Annotated in this window: 15 protein-coding genes; 10 read left to right on the forward strand and 5 right to left on the reverse strand. The window is 36.8% G+C overall.

The features are described 5' to 3' along the window. Window position 1 precedes the first annotated feature (1 nt). Window positions 2-463, forward strand: coding sequence for a hypothetical protein (locus tag VL047_RS01460; protein WP_325357779.1), 462 nt, complete (start codon window positions 2-4; stop codon window positions 461-463). A 10-nt stretch (window positions 464-473) separates the two neighbouring features. Beyond that, window positions 474-737 (forward strand): hypothetical protein, encoded by a 264-nt coding sequence (locus tag VL047_RS01465; RefSeq protein ID WP_325357781.1) that lies wholly within the window; start codon window positions 474-476, stop codon window positions 735-737. A 297-nt stretch (window positions 738-1034) separates the two neighbouring features. Here the strand turns inward: VL047_RS01465 and eno are convergent, their stop codons facing one another. The 3 genes from eno to rpoN all read right to left on the reverse strand — a co-directional run bounded on the left by eno (window position 1035) and on the right by rpoN (window position 5228). Next, a complete protein-coding gene (eno, locus tag VL047_RS01470; protein WP_325357782.1) occupies window positions 1035-2324 on the reverse strand; it encodes a phosphopyruvate hydratase in 1290 nt (429 codons plus the stop codon). Between the two features lie 105 nt (window positions 2325-2429). Next, window positions 2430-3536, reverse strand: coding sequence for a glutamine-hydrolyzing carbamoyl-phosphate synthase small subunit (carA, locus tag VL047_RS01475; protein WP_325357784.1), 1107 nt, complete (start codon window positions 3534-3536; stop codon window positions 2430-2432). Window positions 3537-3755: 219 nt separating this feature from the next. Beyond that, the gene (gene rpoN, locus VL047_RS01480) at window positions 3756-5228 is read right to left on the reverse strand and encodes an RNA polymerase factor sigma-54 (RefSeq protein WP_325357787.1); all 1473 of its coding nucleotides are present in this window, start codon (window positions 5226-5228) and stop codon (window positions 3756-3758) included. Between the two features lie 209 nt (window positions 5229-5437). On the opposite strand from rpoN, the gene mscL reads away from it, so the two are divergent. The 5 genes from mscL to tsaB all read left to right on the forward strand — a co-directional run bounded on the left by mscL (window position 5438) and on the right by tsaB (window position 7527). After that, window positions 5438-5851, forward strand: coding sequence for a large-conductance mechanosensitive channel protein MscL (mscL, locus tag VL047_RS01485; RefSeq protein ID WP_325357789.1), 414 nt, complete (start codon window positions 5438-5440; stop codon window positions 5849-5851). 98 nt (window positions 5852-5949) lie between these two features. Next, the gene (gene rpmH / locus VL047_RS01490) at window positions 5950-6108 is read left to right on the forward strand and encodes a 50S ribosomal protein L34 (RefSeq protein WP_132224529.1); all 159 of its coding nucleotides are present in this window, start codon (window positions 5950-5952) and stop codon (window positions 6106-6108) included. Between the two features lie 71 nt (window positions 6109-6179). Then, the gene (locus VL047_RS01495) at window positions 6180-6572 is read left to right on the forward strand and encodes a ribonuclease P protein component (RefSeq protein WP_325357792.1); all 393 of its coding nucleotides are present in this window, start codon (window positions 6180-6182) and stop codon (window positions 6570-6572) included. Next, window positions 6544-6798, forward strand: coding sequence for a membrane protein insertion efficiency factor YidD (gene yidD / locus VL047_RS01500; protein ID WP_325357794.1), 255 nt, complete (start codon window positions 6544-6546; stop codon window positions 6796-6798). The genes VL047_RS01495 and yidD overlap by 29 nt, the downstream gene beginning before the upstream one ends. Window positions 6799-6825: 27 nt before the next feature. Beyond that, the gene (tsaB, locus tag VL047_RS01505) at window positions 6826-7527 is read left to right on the forward strand and encodes a tRNA (adenosine(37)-N6)-threonylcarbamoyltransferase complex dimerization subunit type 1 TsaB (protein ID WP_325357796.1); all 702 of its coding nucleotides are present in this window, start codon (window positions 6826-6828) and stop codon (window positions 7525-7527) included. A 34-nt stretch (window positions 7528-7561) separates the two neighbouring features. Here tsaB and VL047_RS01510 read toward each other — a convergent pair whose 3' ends face one another. Next, window positions 7562-10114, reverse strand: a complete 2553-nt coding sequence (locus VL047_RS01510) for an adenosylcobalamin-dependent ribonucleoside-diphosphate reductase (RefSeq protein WP_325357798.1) — start codon at window positions 10112-10114, stop codon at window positions 7562-7564. 262 nt (window positions 10115-10376) lie between these two features. Further along, the gene (locus tag VL047_RS01515) at window positions 10377-11939 is read right to left on the reverse strand and encodes a hypothetical protein (protein WP_325357800.1); all 1563 of its coding nucleotides are present in this window, start codon (window positions 11937-11939) and stop codon (window positions 10377-10379) included. Window positions 11940-12020: 81 nt separating this feature from the next. Here VL047_RS01515 and VL047_RS01520 point away from each other — a divergent pair, with 81 nt between their 5' ends. From VL047_RS01520 to VL047_RS01530, 3 genes are all read left to right on the forward strand, one after another. Continuing rightward, complete coding sequence (locus VL047_RS01520; protein WP_325357802.1) at window positions 12021-12404, forward strand: DUF423 domain-containing protein; 384 nt, start codon at window positions 12021-12023, stop codon at window positions 12402-12404. Beyond that, window positions 12405-14855: a replication restart helicase PriA gene (priA, locus tag VL047_RS01525; protein WP_325357804.1), complete on the forward strand. Its 2451-nt coding sequence runs from the start codon at window positions 12405-12407 to the stop codon at window positions 14853-14855. It begins immediately after the preceding gene. Between the two features lie 69 nt (window positions 14856-14924). After that, the gene (locus tag VL047_RS01530; RefSeq protein ID WP_325357806.1) at window positions 14925-15581 is read left to right on the forward strand and encodes a protein-L-isoaspartate(D-aspartate) O-methyltransferase; all 657 of its coding nucleotides are present in this window, start codon (window positions 14925-14927) and stop codon (window positions 15579-15581) included. Window positions 15582-15595 lie beyond the last annotated feature (14 nt).

Raw genomic sequence — 15595 nt, forward strand, 5'->3', positions numbered from 1 at the left:
AATGAGTGATGATAAAAATATATTAGGTTGTTATGTTTCAGCAACACAAGCATCTCCTGACGCTGACCAAGTAGTAAAAGATTTGGCAATGGAACAAGGACGATTATTTAGAAATTATATTTGGGGAGATAATGGTATTTGCGATATACTGAAGAAGCTAAACCACGAGGATTATGGAAGTGATTTGAAATTAGTATTGTTTCAGTTTTATGTAAACCCAATACCGATGATGGAGCAAGCTTTAAAAGAAATAGAAGCTTATCGTAAGAATGAAAAATCTATTGGCATACCAATAGTTGTAAACCAAAATAATTTTTTTAGTAAATCCGAGGAAGGGCGATATAGCTTTTTGAAACAGTCCATTTTACAGAAGCTGGATTTGTTGATGGAAGTAGTGAAGAAGAAAAAACTAGATACTAAAGTGGATTTGCTCAAAGTGGATTTGCAGAAACTTTTAAGTTGAAAAGGAAACAATGAAGATAAAAACCCTTCTTATTGAAATTCACTTGGACAAAAGTAATATCAAATCAGATTTAGATTTAAGACATCTTTTAGTCGATACTATAGAAGGTAGAAATTTAGGAGAAGTGATAGAAGAAACATCGTCTCCCGAGGTATTGGAAGTTGTTTTAGAAGTTTCAGGTAATAAAATAATAGAAGATGAATTAAAAGGATTATTAACCTCACTAGGATTTAATCAATATAAGATACAAGATATATCAAACGAAGATGCATAAGTAAAAATGAAGCTACTTCTGAAATGTTTAAAGGATTGCAAATTCATGAAATACATCCGGTGAAAAGTCCTACACACCTTTCTAATAGGATTTTCTTGACACCATCATAACACAGCCAATACATTATTTGAATTTGGGGAACTCATTAATAGGAAGGGCTCAGATCCTTTTTCTTTTGTTTACACAGATTAACTTTAAAACTGTGCTTTTTTTCTTTATCATAAAAAATACCCCAAGAAAGTGTTAACTTTCTTGGGGTATTTTTTATGATAGCCTTCTCTTTTTGGAGAGAAGCAATTACTTTGCAAATTTGAAGTTCTTTCCTAAGAATCTTGCATTGCTTCCTAATTCTTCTTCGATGCGAAGAAGTTGGTTGTATTTAGCGATTCTGTCTGAACGAGATGCAGAACCGGTTTTAATTTGTCCACAGTTTAAAGCTACTGCAAGATCTGCGATTGTATAATCTTCAGTCTCACCAGATCTGTGACTCATTACAGATGTATAGCCATTGTTTTGAGCCAATGATACTGTATTGATAGTTTCTGTTAAGCTACCTATTTGGTTAACCTTAACTAAGATTGAATTGGCGATATGCTCAGTAATTCCTCTTTGTAAACGAGTTACATTGGTTACGAATAAATCGTCACCTACTAATTGTGTTTTATCACCAATGGCATCTGTTAATGCTTTCCATCCAGCCCAGTCGTCTTCATCCAAACCATCTTCAATAGAGATGATAGGGTATTTTTTAGTCCACTCAACCCAATAGTTAACCAACTCTTCAGTGGTCATTTTCTTGTTGTCTGATTTGTGGAAAGTATATAGTCCGGTTTTCTTATCGTAGAACTCAGATGATGCAGCATCCATTGCGATGAAAACATCTTCACCTGGTTTAAAACCTGCGGTTTCAATAGCTTTCAACACTGTTTCAACAGCTTCTTCGTTTGAGCCGATGTTAGGTGCAAAACCACCTTCGTCTCCAACATTTGTTGAATAGCCTTTTTTCTTTAATACATCTTTAAGATGGTGGAAAATCTCTACTCCCCAACGAAGCGATTCAGAGAAAGATTCTGCCCCAACAGGCATTACCATGAATTCTTGAAAATCTATTTTGTTATCAGCATGTGAACCACCGTTTAAGATGTTCATCATTGGAACTGGCAATGTGTTTGCATTTACACCACCAATGTAACGGTATAATGGTTGTCCGCTTTCTTGTGCTGCTGCTTTTGCAACGGCTAAAGAGACACCTAATATTGCATTTGCTCCTAATTTTGCTTTGTTTTCAGTGCCATCTAACTCATTCATTAATTTGTCAATAGCATTTTGTTCAAAAACGTCAGTTCCATTTAATTCAAGAGCAATGGTTTCATTTACATTCTTTACTGCTTGTAAAACTCCTTTACCTAGGTATGTTGATTTATCGTTGTCACGAAGTTCAACCGCTTCGTAACTTCCGGTTGAAGCACCAGAGGGAACTGCTGCACGTCCTACAAATCCATTTTGGGTTGTAACATCAACTTCGATTGTTGGGTTACCGCGCGAATCCAAAATTTGTCGCGCATGTACATCAATAATTAAACTCATTTTTATTATTCTTTATTAAAAAATTTCTTAGTGTTAAAAGTACCCTTGTAATAGGAATGTCAAATATAGGATAATTTAATTAAATATTATTTCGGTAAAATAGCACTATTTAGCTGATCTGATTGAATCTATAAAATTATCAAACAGGTATGTTGAATCTTGAGGACCAGGTGAAGCTTCGGGGTGATATTGAACCGAAAATGCGTTCTTTCCTTTAACACGGATACCTTCAATGGTATGATCGTTTAGGTTTTTATGTGTGATTTCTACTTTATCTGATTTTTCAACATCGGCCGCTACAATACCAAAGCCGTGGTTCTGGCTTGTTATTTCACATTGACCGGTGATGATATTTTTAACCGGGTGGTTTATTCCACGGTGACCGTTAAACATTTTCTCTGTTCCAATTCCGTTTGCCAATGCAAGTAGTTGATGTCCCAGACAGATACCGAACATTGGTTTCTCTGCTGTTAGGATATCCTTAACGGTTTCCAGAGCATAAGGCATTGCTGCAGGGTCGCCAGGGCCATTTGAAACAAAATAGCCGGCAGGTTTCCATTCTTCCATTTCTGTGAATGTAGTTTTAGCAGGGAAGACTTTTAAATAAACATCGCGATTGCCGAAGTTTCTCAGGATGTTTTTCTTTATTCCTAAATCTAATACCGCTATTCTGTATTCAGAATTTTCATCACCGTAATAGTAAGGTTCTTCGGTTGATACTTGTGAAGACAGTTCCAGTCCTTCCATGGATGGAACCTCCTTCAATCGGTTTTTTAATTCTTCTATATCTAAGATTTCTGAGGATATGATTGCGTTCATTGCTCCTTTGTCGCGGATATGACGAACAAGGGAACGAGTGTCAATGTCTGAAATACCCACTAAGTTCTCTTCTTCAAAGTAGGTCTGAATTGACTTGCTCGACATTTTCCTGCTTGGTGTAATGTTGTAGTTTTTGCATACCAGACCTGCTATTTGAATTTTTGCTGATTCCTCTTCATAGTCGCTTATCCCATAGTTTCCGATATGAGCATTGGTGCTAACCATAATTTGCCCGAAGTAGGACGGGTCTGTAAAAATCTCCTGGTACCCAGTCATTCCAGTATTGAAGCAAATTTCACCTGTTGTGGTTCCAATTTTTCCGGCTGCTTTGCCATAATAAACAGTGCCGTCTTCTAATAATAAAATCGCTGGTAGATTTGTGTAAGTAGTCATTCTTTTTAATTATTTCTTTTTCTAAATGGTGAGGCGTGAAAATTTTCAGAAATCAGCGGATAAAAAAAATGGCCATTGAAGGCCTCAAATAAATGGAAAATAGGATCTGTACCGTTGTTTTTGACAGTATCTTGGCATTTGGGAATGAAGTAAAAGACTTCAATTTTCACAAAGGACAAAGGTAAGAAATTTTCGATATATGTTTGAGCTTTTTTTTAATTAAAGTTCTTTGCGCAATCTGGCAACCGGAATATTCATGGCTTCCCGATATTTTGCTACGGTTCTTCTGGCAATGGGGTAACCTTTTTCTTTCAATATCTCCGTTAGTTTTTCATCGGCAAGAGGTTTTCTCTTGTCTTCATTAGCGATGCATTCTTCTAAAATCTTCTTAACTTCTTTGTTAGACACTTCTTCTCCGCTTTCAGTTTGAATGGCTTCTGAGAAAAAGGATTTTAATAGAAATGTGCCAAACTCGGTTTGAACATATTTGGAGTTTGCTACGCGAGAAACAGTGGATATATCCATATCAACCCTATCTGCGATATCTTTCAGAATCATGGGGCGTAAATTTCGATCATCTCCTGTAAGAAAATACTCGTATTGATAGTTCATGATGGCACTCATGGTTTTTAAAAGTGTTTGCTGTCTTTGTTTGATGGCATCAATAAACCATTTTGCAGAATCTAGCTTCTGCTTTACAAACTGTACAGCTTCTTTCATCTTTTTGTCCTTCTGGTCTGATTTCTCATAATGCTGAAACATTTCCTGATAAGATTTGCTTACCCGAAGTTCAGGGGCATTGCGAGAATTTAAGGTCAGCGTTAGTGTACCATCATTGTTTTGTATGTGGAAATCGGGGATAACGTGAAGTTGTTTTCCTGCAACGGCTCCAGAGTCGCCTGGTTTGGGATTTAGTTTTAAGATTTCATCAATAATGGCTTTCAGCTCTTCTGAATTGATGTTAAGAGTCCTTTCTAATTTATCGTAGTGTTTTCTTGTGAATTCCTCCAGATGGTTTTCTATCAGCTGTATTGCCTTTTGTATCGTTACGTTTTGGTTGTCTTTTTTTCTTAATTGAATTAATAAGCATTCTTGCAGATCCCGGGCCCCAACACCAGAAGGGTCGAAGCGTTGGACTTTCTCCAGTACATTGAGGATTTCGTCTTCACTTGCAATTACATTTTGAGAGAAAGCTAAATCGTCAGTTAGGGATTCAATGGGACGGCGTAGGTAGCCATCGTCGTCTAAACTTCCTATAATCTGTTGGCCAATTAACAAATCCTTTTCTGATAAAGACAATAGATCCAATTGTTGTTTCAGGTTCTCAAAAAATGAATGCTGAATGGCTATTGGTATTTCTTTTCGGTCATCTTCATCATCGTTATTATGATTGCTTGAACCGCTGTAATCGTTTATATTGTCGTCTTGCAAGTATTCTTCGACGTTAAACTCTTCGTTATCAGAGTTTTGTTCTTCCTGAGTAGCCTGGTCTCCAGGGTCTTTGTCGGGATAGTCCTCTTGTGGTTCGTTCATGTTGGCAAGGCTAAGATCTTCCAGAGCAGGGTTTTCTTCTAGCTCTTCCTTGATCCTGGCATCTAATGAAACGGTAGGCACCTGCAGTAGTTTGATAAACTGTATCTGCTGAGGTGATAGTTTTTGTAATAGTTTTTGTTGTAGACTTTGTTTAAGCATATTCTTTATACAGGGCAAACTTACATTAAAAAGTGTAAAAATTTGTTGCTTGACAAAAATGCAGTTTTTGCTATATATGTTCTAGGTGTTAATATAAAAAATCTTGACGGTATCTTTGTATTAATTTTTCTTTCTGGTAAGAATCAGCTATAATTTTTCTATTATTGTAATGCAAATTTTTTGTTATCTATTCATTTAAACGACAAATAATGGGAATGATTAAAGAATTTAAAGAGTTTGCCATGCGTGGAAGCGTGGTGGATCTCGCTGTCGGTGTGATTATCGGTGCTGCTTTCGGAAAGATCGTAACTTCATTGGTTGATGATATGATTATGCCGATTGTTGGTTTTATTACAGGTGGCATTGATTTTTCTTACATGAAATATGTGATTAAAGAAGGCGATCCGGCAAATGATGTTCCTGATGTTGCCATTATGTATGGTAATTTCATTAATGTGGTTGTTCAGTTTCTAATTGTGGCTTTCGTTATATTCTTAGTAATAAAAGGGATTAATTCATTGCAAAGAAAGAATAAGGCAGAAGAGCCGGCACCTGCACCTGCTGGTCCGACACAAGAAGAGTTGCTTGCAGAGATCAGGGATTTATTGAAAAGACAGGCATAAAATATTATCGAATCTTATTTGATAATATAATGATTAAGCTTTACATTTGCATTCTCAATTTTTTAGAATTTAATATACAAGAGTTTTAATATAACGTCATGAAAAGAACATTTCAGCCTTCGCAGCGTAAAAGAAGAAATAAGCACGGGTTCAGAGAGCGTATGAGCACTGCAAACGGTAGAAGAGTTTTAGCTGCCAGAAGAGCTAAAGGAAGAAAAAGATTATCCGTATCTGACGAAGGTCGTCATAAATCTTAATTCATTAGCTGGTGCTTTTCTGCCTTATTATCCGTTTGGGGATTTGAGTGTATTTGAGAAGTACTTGTTAAATGGAAAGAAATAAATTTAAAAAAGAAGAACGGCTTTGTAATAAAAGACTTATTAATGTCCTTTATGAAAGCGGTTCTTCTTTTATTTTATACCCCTATAAGGTAGTATTCCATCCGACTGAAGAACTTGCCGTACCTGTGCAAGTTTTAATATCCGTACCTAAACGTAGATTTAAACGCGCTGTTGATCGTAATTTATTAAAGCGCCGGATCCGGGAGGCTTATCGTTTACAAAAGAATAGTTTAATTTACCCTTCGCTGGCAGATAATCACATCTTGCTTTCTATTCAATATATTGGAAATAAGATTGAGCCTTATGATTTTATTTTCAGCAAGATGAACGCACTTATGCTTAAATTGCACGATGAATATAGTAAAGTTCATATGGAATGAGGTTGTAAAGAAGTTCTTTGGATGGCTGTTTTTGTTGGTCATTCGGGTTTATCAGATCTTTATTTCTCCTCTTTTTGGTGCTTCATGTCGTTATACACCCACTTGTTCTCAATACGGCCTTCTTGCTATCAAGAAATACGGACCTTTTAAAGGTGGATGGCTGACTTTAAAAAGAATCGGTCGTTGCCACCCGTGGGGAGGTCATGGACATGATCCTGTTCCTTGATACACTAAATAATAAATATCTTTGTACATGATTATCCTTCAAATTGAAACCGCAACTTCTGTTTGTTCCGTTGCTTTATCGGAGTCTGGTAAGACAATCCATTTGGCTGAATTGAATGAGCCCAATGCACACGCTGCTAAGCTTACACGTTTAATAGAGCAAGTAATACGAGAAGCGTCGCTGACTTTGTCTGATCTAGACGCAGTAGCAGTGAGCAAGGGGCCGGGTTCTTATACGGGCTTGCGCATTGGCGTATCTACTGCAAAGGGCTTATGTTATGGACTTGATGTTCCTGTAATAGCCATTGATTCGTTGCATTCTCTTGCGGCTGGATATGTGCAAGAGAATCCAGCTTTACCGGAAAATGCATTGATCTGCCCAATGATTGATGCTCGTCGGCTAGAAGTATATACAGCAGTTTTTAATAGAGACTTGGTGCTTGAGCAGCCTACGAAAGCTCAGATTATTAATGTGGATTATTTTGACTCACTGCCTTTAAATGCTCCCTTGTTTTTGTTTGGCGACGGGGCAGATAAATTTACAGATATGTTTGCTGAGAGGGAGAATATTCAGGTAATTTCAGGGTTCAGGCAATCTGCGGATTTTCTTAGTAAGCCGGCTTATGAAGCGTTTCTTAAGTCAGATTTTGAAGATGTAGCTTATTTTGAACCTTTTTATCTAAAGGATTTTGTCCCTATGAAACCTAAGAAAAAACAAGAGGGAGTATAAATATACTCCCTCTTATCGTTATTATAGTTTAGTGTTATCCGCATTTGGATGAACCACAGTCTTTACAAGTTAGGCATCCTTCCTGATAATGTAAATTAGTAGAATTACAATTCTGACATTTTTGCTTGGTTGCTTCTGTGCCATCTGGAACGTAACGTTTTAGGGCACGGGCAACACCATTCTTCCATGTATTGATAGATTCATCTAATTGTAAACTGCTGATCAGGTCAACCACTTTTTCAATAGGCATTCCATGGCGTAATGTACTTGAAATTAATTTTGCATAATTCCAGTATTCCGGGTTAAACTTATAAGAGAGCCCTTCAATGGTTGTTTTGTATCCGCGTTTGTTTTCATATTGAAAGTCATAACGGGAAGTGCCATCTTCGTTGTAGTTCTTTATGATGAGTCCTCTATTTAACCATCTTGGAATAATTATTCCATCTTCATCGTCAACAAGACCGGTAAATATTTCATAAGGACGGTCGTCGATTAATCCGATAAAGGCTATCCATTTATCTTTATTGTTTTGGAAACGAACGATATCGGCGTCCAAAACGGTTGGGCGGATGGTTGGAAATATCGAAAGGCTACTGATGGTTTCTTCTTCTTTCTTTTCTTCGTTTGAGATAAGCACTCCGGCACGAGATCCATCACGGTAAACTGTTACTCCTTTACATCCTGCTTTCCAGGCTTCCATGTAAAGTTCACCTACTAAATCCTCGGATACATCATTCGGCATATTGATCGTTACGCTAATCGAATGATCTACCCATTTTTGAATGGCGCCTTGCATTTTAACCTTTTTAAGGTAGTCAACATCGTTGGATGTCGCTTTATAGTAAGGAGATATTTCAATAAACTTATCAAGTTCTGCCTGAGAGTAATTTTTTGTAATATCGTGTCCGTTGATTTCCATCCATTCTTTAAAACGGTGATGGAATACAACATATTCTTCCCAAGAATCGCCTACTTCATCAACAAAATCTACCCGTACATTTTTGTCATTAGGATTAACTTTTCTTCTTCTCTTATACACAGGAAGAAATACCGGTTCTATTCCCGAAGAGGTTTGTGACATCAAACTGGTAGTGCCGGTTGGGGCAATGGTAAGTAGTGCGATGTTTCTTCTGCCGTACTCGGTCATTTGATAATAAAGCTCCGGATCTGCTTCTTTTAAACGCAATACAAAAGGATTGTCTTTTTCTCTATCATTGTTGTATATAGCGAAAGCGCCACGGTCTTTTGCGGTTAAAACAGATCCGCGATAAGCTTCGATAGCCAGAGTTTTGTGAATCTTAACTGAGAATTCTACTCCTTCGTCGCTTCCATATCTTAAACCTAAAGCAGCTAGCATATCGCCTTCAGCAGTTATACCAATACCAGTTCTGCGACCTTCTTTTGCTTTTTTACGAATTTCTAACCATAAATTGTGTTCTACTCCTTTGATGATAATGTCTTCCGGATCATTCTCGATTTTTTGTAGAATGGCATCAATCTTTTCTAATTCAAGATCAATAATATCATCCATAATTTTCTGTGCGTAGTGCACATGCTTTTTAAATAGATCCCAGTTAAAACTTGCCTTTTCTGTAAAAGGATTGTCAACATACGAGAACAGGTTGATAGCTAATAGACGACATGAGTCGTATGGGCAAAGTGGTATTTCTCCGCAAGGGTTTGTGGATACAGTTTTATAGCCCAGGTCTGCATAGCAGTCGGGTAAAGATTCGCGAATGATTGTATCCCAGAATAAAATTCCCGGTTCAGCAGATTTCCATGCATTATGAACGATCTTTTTCCAGATTCTGGTAGCGTCTGTTTCATTTTGATGACTAGGGTTATTGCCTTCAATCGGGTATTGTTGGATATAAGGTGTATTGCTTTCTACAGCGTGCATGAAGGCATCGTCTATTCGAACAGATACATTGGCTCCGGTAACCTTTCCTTGGGTCATTTTGGCATCTATGAAGCTTTCTGCATCTGGGTGTTTTATGGCAACTGATAGCATTAGAGCGCCTCTACGACCATCTTGCGCGACCTCACGGGTAGAATTCGAATAACGCTCCATGAAAGGAACCAAGCCGGTAGATGTTAGTGCAGAGTTTTTTACGGGCGAGCTTTTCGGGCGGATATGAGAAAGATCATGACCAACGCCACCTCTTCTTTTCATTAATTGAACCTGTTCTTGATCGATCTTCATAATTCCTCCATAGGAATCAGAGGGTCCATCTGAGCCGATTACAAAGCAGTTGGAAAGTGAAGCAATTTGATAAGGATTTCCAATTCCGGTCATCGGACTTCCTTGAGGTATGATGTATTTGAAGTCCTTTACGAGGTCGAATATTTCATCTTCTGTTAGCGGGTTCGGATAGTTTTTTTCAATCCTTGCTATTTCACTAGCAATTCTCCGATGCATATCATTGGGAGTTTGCTCAAAGAGAGTTCCGTATGAATCTTTTAATGCGTATTTGTTTACCCAAACGCGAGCAGCAAGTTCGTCGCCTTTGAAATACTTTAAAGAAGCTTCGAATGCTTCGTCCAGAGTAAATGTTTTCGTTTTTTCGGTGGGCTTCGTTATTTCCATTCGATTTGGGTTTTAATAATGAACTGTTAATGAAATGATTTGTTAATCTACCAGTGAATAATCTGATGTAAACAAATATAACTTTTTAAAATATATTTTAAATTTAAAAATAAACCTTTTGAAAAAAGTTTACAAACACTCGGTGTTAATTAGTTGATTATGAATAGTTTGATTTTTGAAAACTGTGGAGAAGTTTTCAAATTTTAAAATTGTTAGGTAACTTTTGTAAAAAAACTAAAAAATGTGTATATAGATAAAATGATTATTTATCTAAAAAACTGCCGTATAGATTGGTAATGAACTGGTCGCCATTGCCTGATAACTGTAATGAAAAAGCATAGAAGTTTTTGAATCCGAAGTTGTCGGTATTCTGATAGTTTTTCAGAAAAGGAGTATTCAAATTTCTTTCTATTGCAGCATCGGCATTCTCACGGTGTATAAAAAGTGAAAAATTAGACGAGGGAGATTGCAGTTCATTATAGCGGATGTAACTTTCATCTTTCGTTAAAAGATCATCATTCTTAATGTTTTCGAGGTAGGTAGCTAAAGTTGTTTCTGTATTTGCTATTACCAAGTATCCGTTCGCATAGGTGAAGAAGGGTCTTTTGAACTCCTTGAATGGATCTCCTAAAGAATAGTAGAGGAGGTTTGAATTGTCGAATTGCCGACTAGTACTATCGCTATTCACTGTACTTATTTTATTTGCTATCTGAGAATATTCCAATGAATCTCGGATAGCAATTAGCCCGATTTCTTCTCCTGATTTTAAGGTAAGTGTGGCAAATTCATTTCCCCATATAGACAATAGTTCGTCATCGACAACTACATCGTTTTGATTTTCGATGTATCTGATTTGTTCTTTTAATTGTTTTAATTCCTTACGTTTTTCTAAAAGCTTTTCCAGATTATTATGAAAATCTGTATAGTTTGAAATTCCGTAGGTTGCAACTTCTGCAACATTTCCTGGTAACCAGTTTTTCAATTGATGAGAAACTGGTTCTTGCGAGAGAAACAAATTTAAATAAGATGAATCGGAGGACGAGATGGAACTTGTGCCGCTAAACATTAACACATCTGATTTGTAATTCAAATCGAGCATCGATACACCATCTAATGATTCAAATAAAGGAAGAGTTCCTGTTTGCCGTTTAGTGAATAATGAAAGTAAGTCTTTTAATTGACTATGATTGATGTAAAGTTGTAAAGGAGAATTGTTTTTAAGATTGTTTTCTTGAAACTTTTCCAGAAAAAGTTCTGAAAGGTGTTCAGACTTTTGGTTTAATGATTGTTCAATAAGTGAACTTGAAAAGCTGAACATCGCTTTTTCAGGTTGAATAGATGCATAGACCTTTTTAGAGATAGAAGGTAGCGATAGTTCATAATAACTTATTTCGCCATTCTCAATAAATTTGGAACTTACCGTTGAGCTAAAGTTGGATTTAAAAAGATCAAAATTGTCTATTGCTTTAAGTGGGATGTTTAATAGCCAAAACAGGCTGTCTTTTTCATTATGAAAAGAGAGGTATATGGGTTGCTGATTCGTAGCTGCTATGAAATTATCATTTTCGAGAAAGGTTGTTTTAAGCGTCTTTAATTCATTAAATTCTTCTTTTCCAAGTATAAATTCAAAGCTTTTATAGTCTTTAAAAAGGTCGTAAAAGATTGAATCGTTATTGAATGATAACAGTAGAGAAGCATTTGCAGGAATGTCGGCCAGGTATTGTGTTGTAGCCTTTTGTTTTTGATTTAATCGCGAAAAATATAAACCTGAAACAACGATTATTGCAATTAATAGGAAAACTATAAGAATGATTGTTTTTTTCATGTTTGCTCACAAAGTTAAATATTTAAGAACGAAGGGGACGAAAATCTAAAAGGTTTATTAAATTTAACCGAAATTAGCATTATGAACAAACGTATTATTCTTGTCGGAGCTTTATTTGGTATTATCGGCGTAATTCTCGGAGCTTTTGGAGCTCATGGACTTGAAGGCAAAGTGAGTGCTACGAGCTTAGATAATTGGAAAACTGCTGTTAGTTATCAATTCTATCATACTTTTGCGATCTTATATTTATCTACTTTCTCCAGAGCGAAGAATGGTTTGATAAACTTCTCTTTTATCACTTTCACATTAGGTATTATTCTTTTTTCAGGATCTCTTTATTTGTTAGCAACCCGAGAAATAACCCAGCTTTCTGCTTCGTTTCTTGGCCCAATAACCCCATTAGGTGGTTTGTGTTTTATTTTGGGTTGGATAGGTTTGTTTATAGCAACTATAAGGCATAAATAATTGAAGACTTATTTTGTAGATGTAATATTACCCCTGGCAATCGGGAAAACCTATACATATCGTGTACCCAAGCAGTTGGATGGTTCTGTAGAGGTTGGTAAACGGGTGGTAGTTCAGTTTGGAAAAACAAAAATCTATTCGGCTATCATTCATGCCATTCATGAGAAGGCACCAGAACGCTACGAGGCAAAGTATATATTAGATGTACTAGATGAAAAGATTGTTGTAAAAGCAGAGCAATTGGCTTTATGGGAATGGATATCTGACTATTACCTCTGCCAATTAGGGGAAGTGATGCAGGCTGCTTTACCATCAGCTTTGAAACTAGCAAGTGAAACAAAAATTATCGCTTCTGATTTGGATACAATAGATCGTAATGAATTGAGCGATAAGGAGTATTTGATATTGGATGCTTTGGAGATATCTCCCGAAATAAAAGTCAGTGATATTATTAAGCTATTGGGTCAGAAAACTGTTTTGCCAATTTTAAAGGGTTTGCTGGATAAAGGTGTAATTCGAATCTCTGAGGAAATTTCTGAACGTTATAAGCCGAAAAAGAAAGCTTTTGTTAGCTTAAATCCTATTTATGGAGACCAGGATGCAAAACGTGAGTTGTTTGAAAGCTTAAATCGAGCACCCAAACAACTGGATGCAGTAATGACTTATATCCATTTAAAAAGGAGTCAGGAAAAAGTTTCAAAGGCCGAGTTATTGGAATTTTCAGGTTGTGGAAATTCTGCATTCACGGCATTAGTTAATAAAGAGGTTCTTTATGTCCGAGAGGAAGTCGTTAGCAGGATTTCAAATAGTGGTGATGAATTGCTGAAGGAGGTAATATTAAGCGAAGCGCAACAGAATGCTTTTGATAGAATTAAGGAAGGGTTTATAAATAAAGAGATTTCTCTATTATATGGAGTAACGGCATCCGGGAAAACTGAGATCTATATTAAGCTTATTCATGAGGTCGTTAATGAAGGTAAATGTGCTTTATATCTACTTCCAGAAATTGCTTTAACTACACAAATAATAGAAAGGCTTCGATTTCATTTTGGATCTAAAATAGGTGTATATCACTCTCGTTTAAGTGAGAATGAGAGGGCGGAGGTTTGGAAGAAAGTGCTAGATGGAGAAATTCAAATCATTTTAGGGGCCCGGTCTTCGGTGTTTCTTCCATTTTGTGATTTAGGATTGGTAATCGTAGATGAAGAGCATGAGGTTTCATATAAGCAGTTTGATCCGGCACCTCGATATCAAGCAAGAGATACGGCTATTTTTCTTGGGTATTTGCATCAAGCCAAGGTATTATTGGGTTCTGCCACCCCCTCTATCGAGAGCTATTATAATGCTAAGGCGGGAAAATATACTTTGGTAACACTGAATGAAAGGTATGGAACTGCTCAATTACCCTCCATTGAAATTGTTAATCTAAAATCAGATACAAAGCAAAAGGCCACTAATCCTTATTTTACACCGGTATTAATTAAGAATATTGAAGAAACCCTGGCAAAGAAGGAACAGGTTATCCTGTTTCAAAATAGGAGAGGACATACTCCGATCCTGCTTTGCGCAACTTGTGGTTATTCTCCAAAATGCGTTCATTGTGATGTGAGTTTAACTTATCATAAAAGCAGCGGACAAATGCATTGTCATTATTGTGGTTTCCGTGAAGAGCTTATTCGTGTTTGTCCGGCTTGTGGTTCTACACATCTTCAGAATAAGGGCTTTGGAACTCAGCGTATTGAAGAAGAGCTTAGCTATTTATTGCCAGATGCAAGTATAGCGAGGCTAGATTTGGATTCAACACGATCTAAGTTTAGTTTTGAGAAAATATTAACAGATTTTGATGAGCATCGTTATGATATCCTAATTGGTACTCAGATGGTTGCTAAGGGACTTGATTTTGGAAAGGTTAGTTTGATCGGTGTAATCAATGCGGATAGTTTGATTAATTATCCTGATTTTCGTGCTTTTGAAAGGAGCTTTGCGATGTTGTCTCAGGTGAGTGGCAGAGCTGGGCGACGGGATATTCGAGGAAAGGTTATTATTCAAGCTTATGCTACGGGGCACCGTATATTGGAGCAGGTGGTAAACCACGATTATGAGACAATGTTTCTGACCGAAGTGACAGAGCGAAAGAGTTATGGCTACCCTCCATTTTACAGGTTGATTAAGATTGAAGTCAAGCATAAGGATAATCTCCGTGTTGTGGATTGTGCAAACCGATTAGCAATACAGTTGCGCCAGCAGTTTGGTGACCGTGTTTTGGGGCCGGAAGAACCTTTAATTGGACGCATACGAAATTACTATATTAATACTATCTTATTGAAAATGGAACGTGCGACGGTTAGTATTTCTAAAGTAAAAGAAGTGCTTAGGGATATTATTGTAAACTATAATACGGATAAACTAAACAAGGGATCTTTTTTGCATGTAGATGTAGATCCGTATTAATTCCTTCTTATTCAAGTAAGTGTATTTTGTTTCTATGCAAAGGCTTTTTTTGTGTAATTTTGGGTAGTTATGGCCTATAAGTTTATTGATAATTATCGAGAAAAGGGAGCTAGAAAGCTATTGGTGAAACTGCTTGAAAAGCGTGGTATTGAAGATAAAAATGTTTTACGAGCGATAGGAAAGGTTCCGAGGCATTTCTTTTTTGATGAAACTTTCTGGATTAAAGCATATCAAGATATTGCTTTCCCTATTGGAGATGGACAAACCATATCTCAACCCTATACGGTAGCTTATCAAACGGAGTTGTTGCATGTTAAAAAAGGTGATAAGGTTCTTGAGATTGGAACCGGATCGGGTTATCAGACCTGCATACTTCTTGAATTAGGAGCTGAGGTTTATACTATTGAAAGACAAAAGAGTTTGTATGATCGGGTTATTCAAGTTTTACCCCATATGGGCTACCGTCCTTTCTTTTTTTATGGGGATGGTTCAAAAGGAATTGAAGAACATGCTCCTTATGATAAGATTATAGTTACTGCAGGTGCACCTATGGTACCCGAAATTATGTTAAAGCAGCTCAAGATAGGAGGTATTCTTGTGATTCCGGTGGGTGATGAGAAGCAGCAGAAGATGGTGACAATTCTGAGGGTAGGAGAAGATGATTTTGATCGAATAGAGTTGGATACTTTTCGTTTTGTTCCGCTTGTAGGCGATGAAGCTTGGTAGTTAAAAATTAGAAC

The organism is Albibacterium sp., from assembly GCF_035514885.1.
Classification (GTDB): Bacteria; Bacteroidota; Bacteroidia; order Sphingobacteriales; family Sphingobacteriaceae; genus Albibacterium.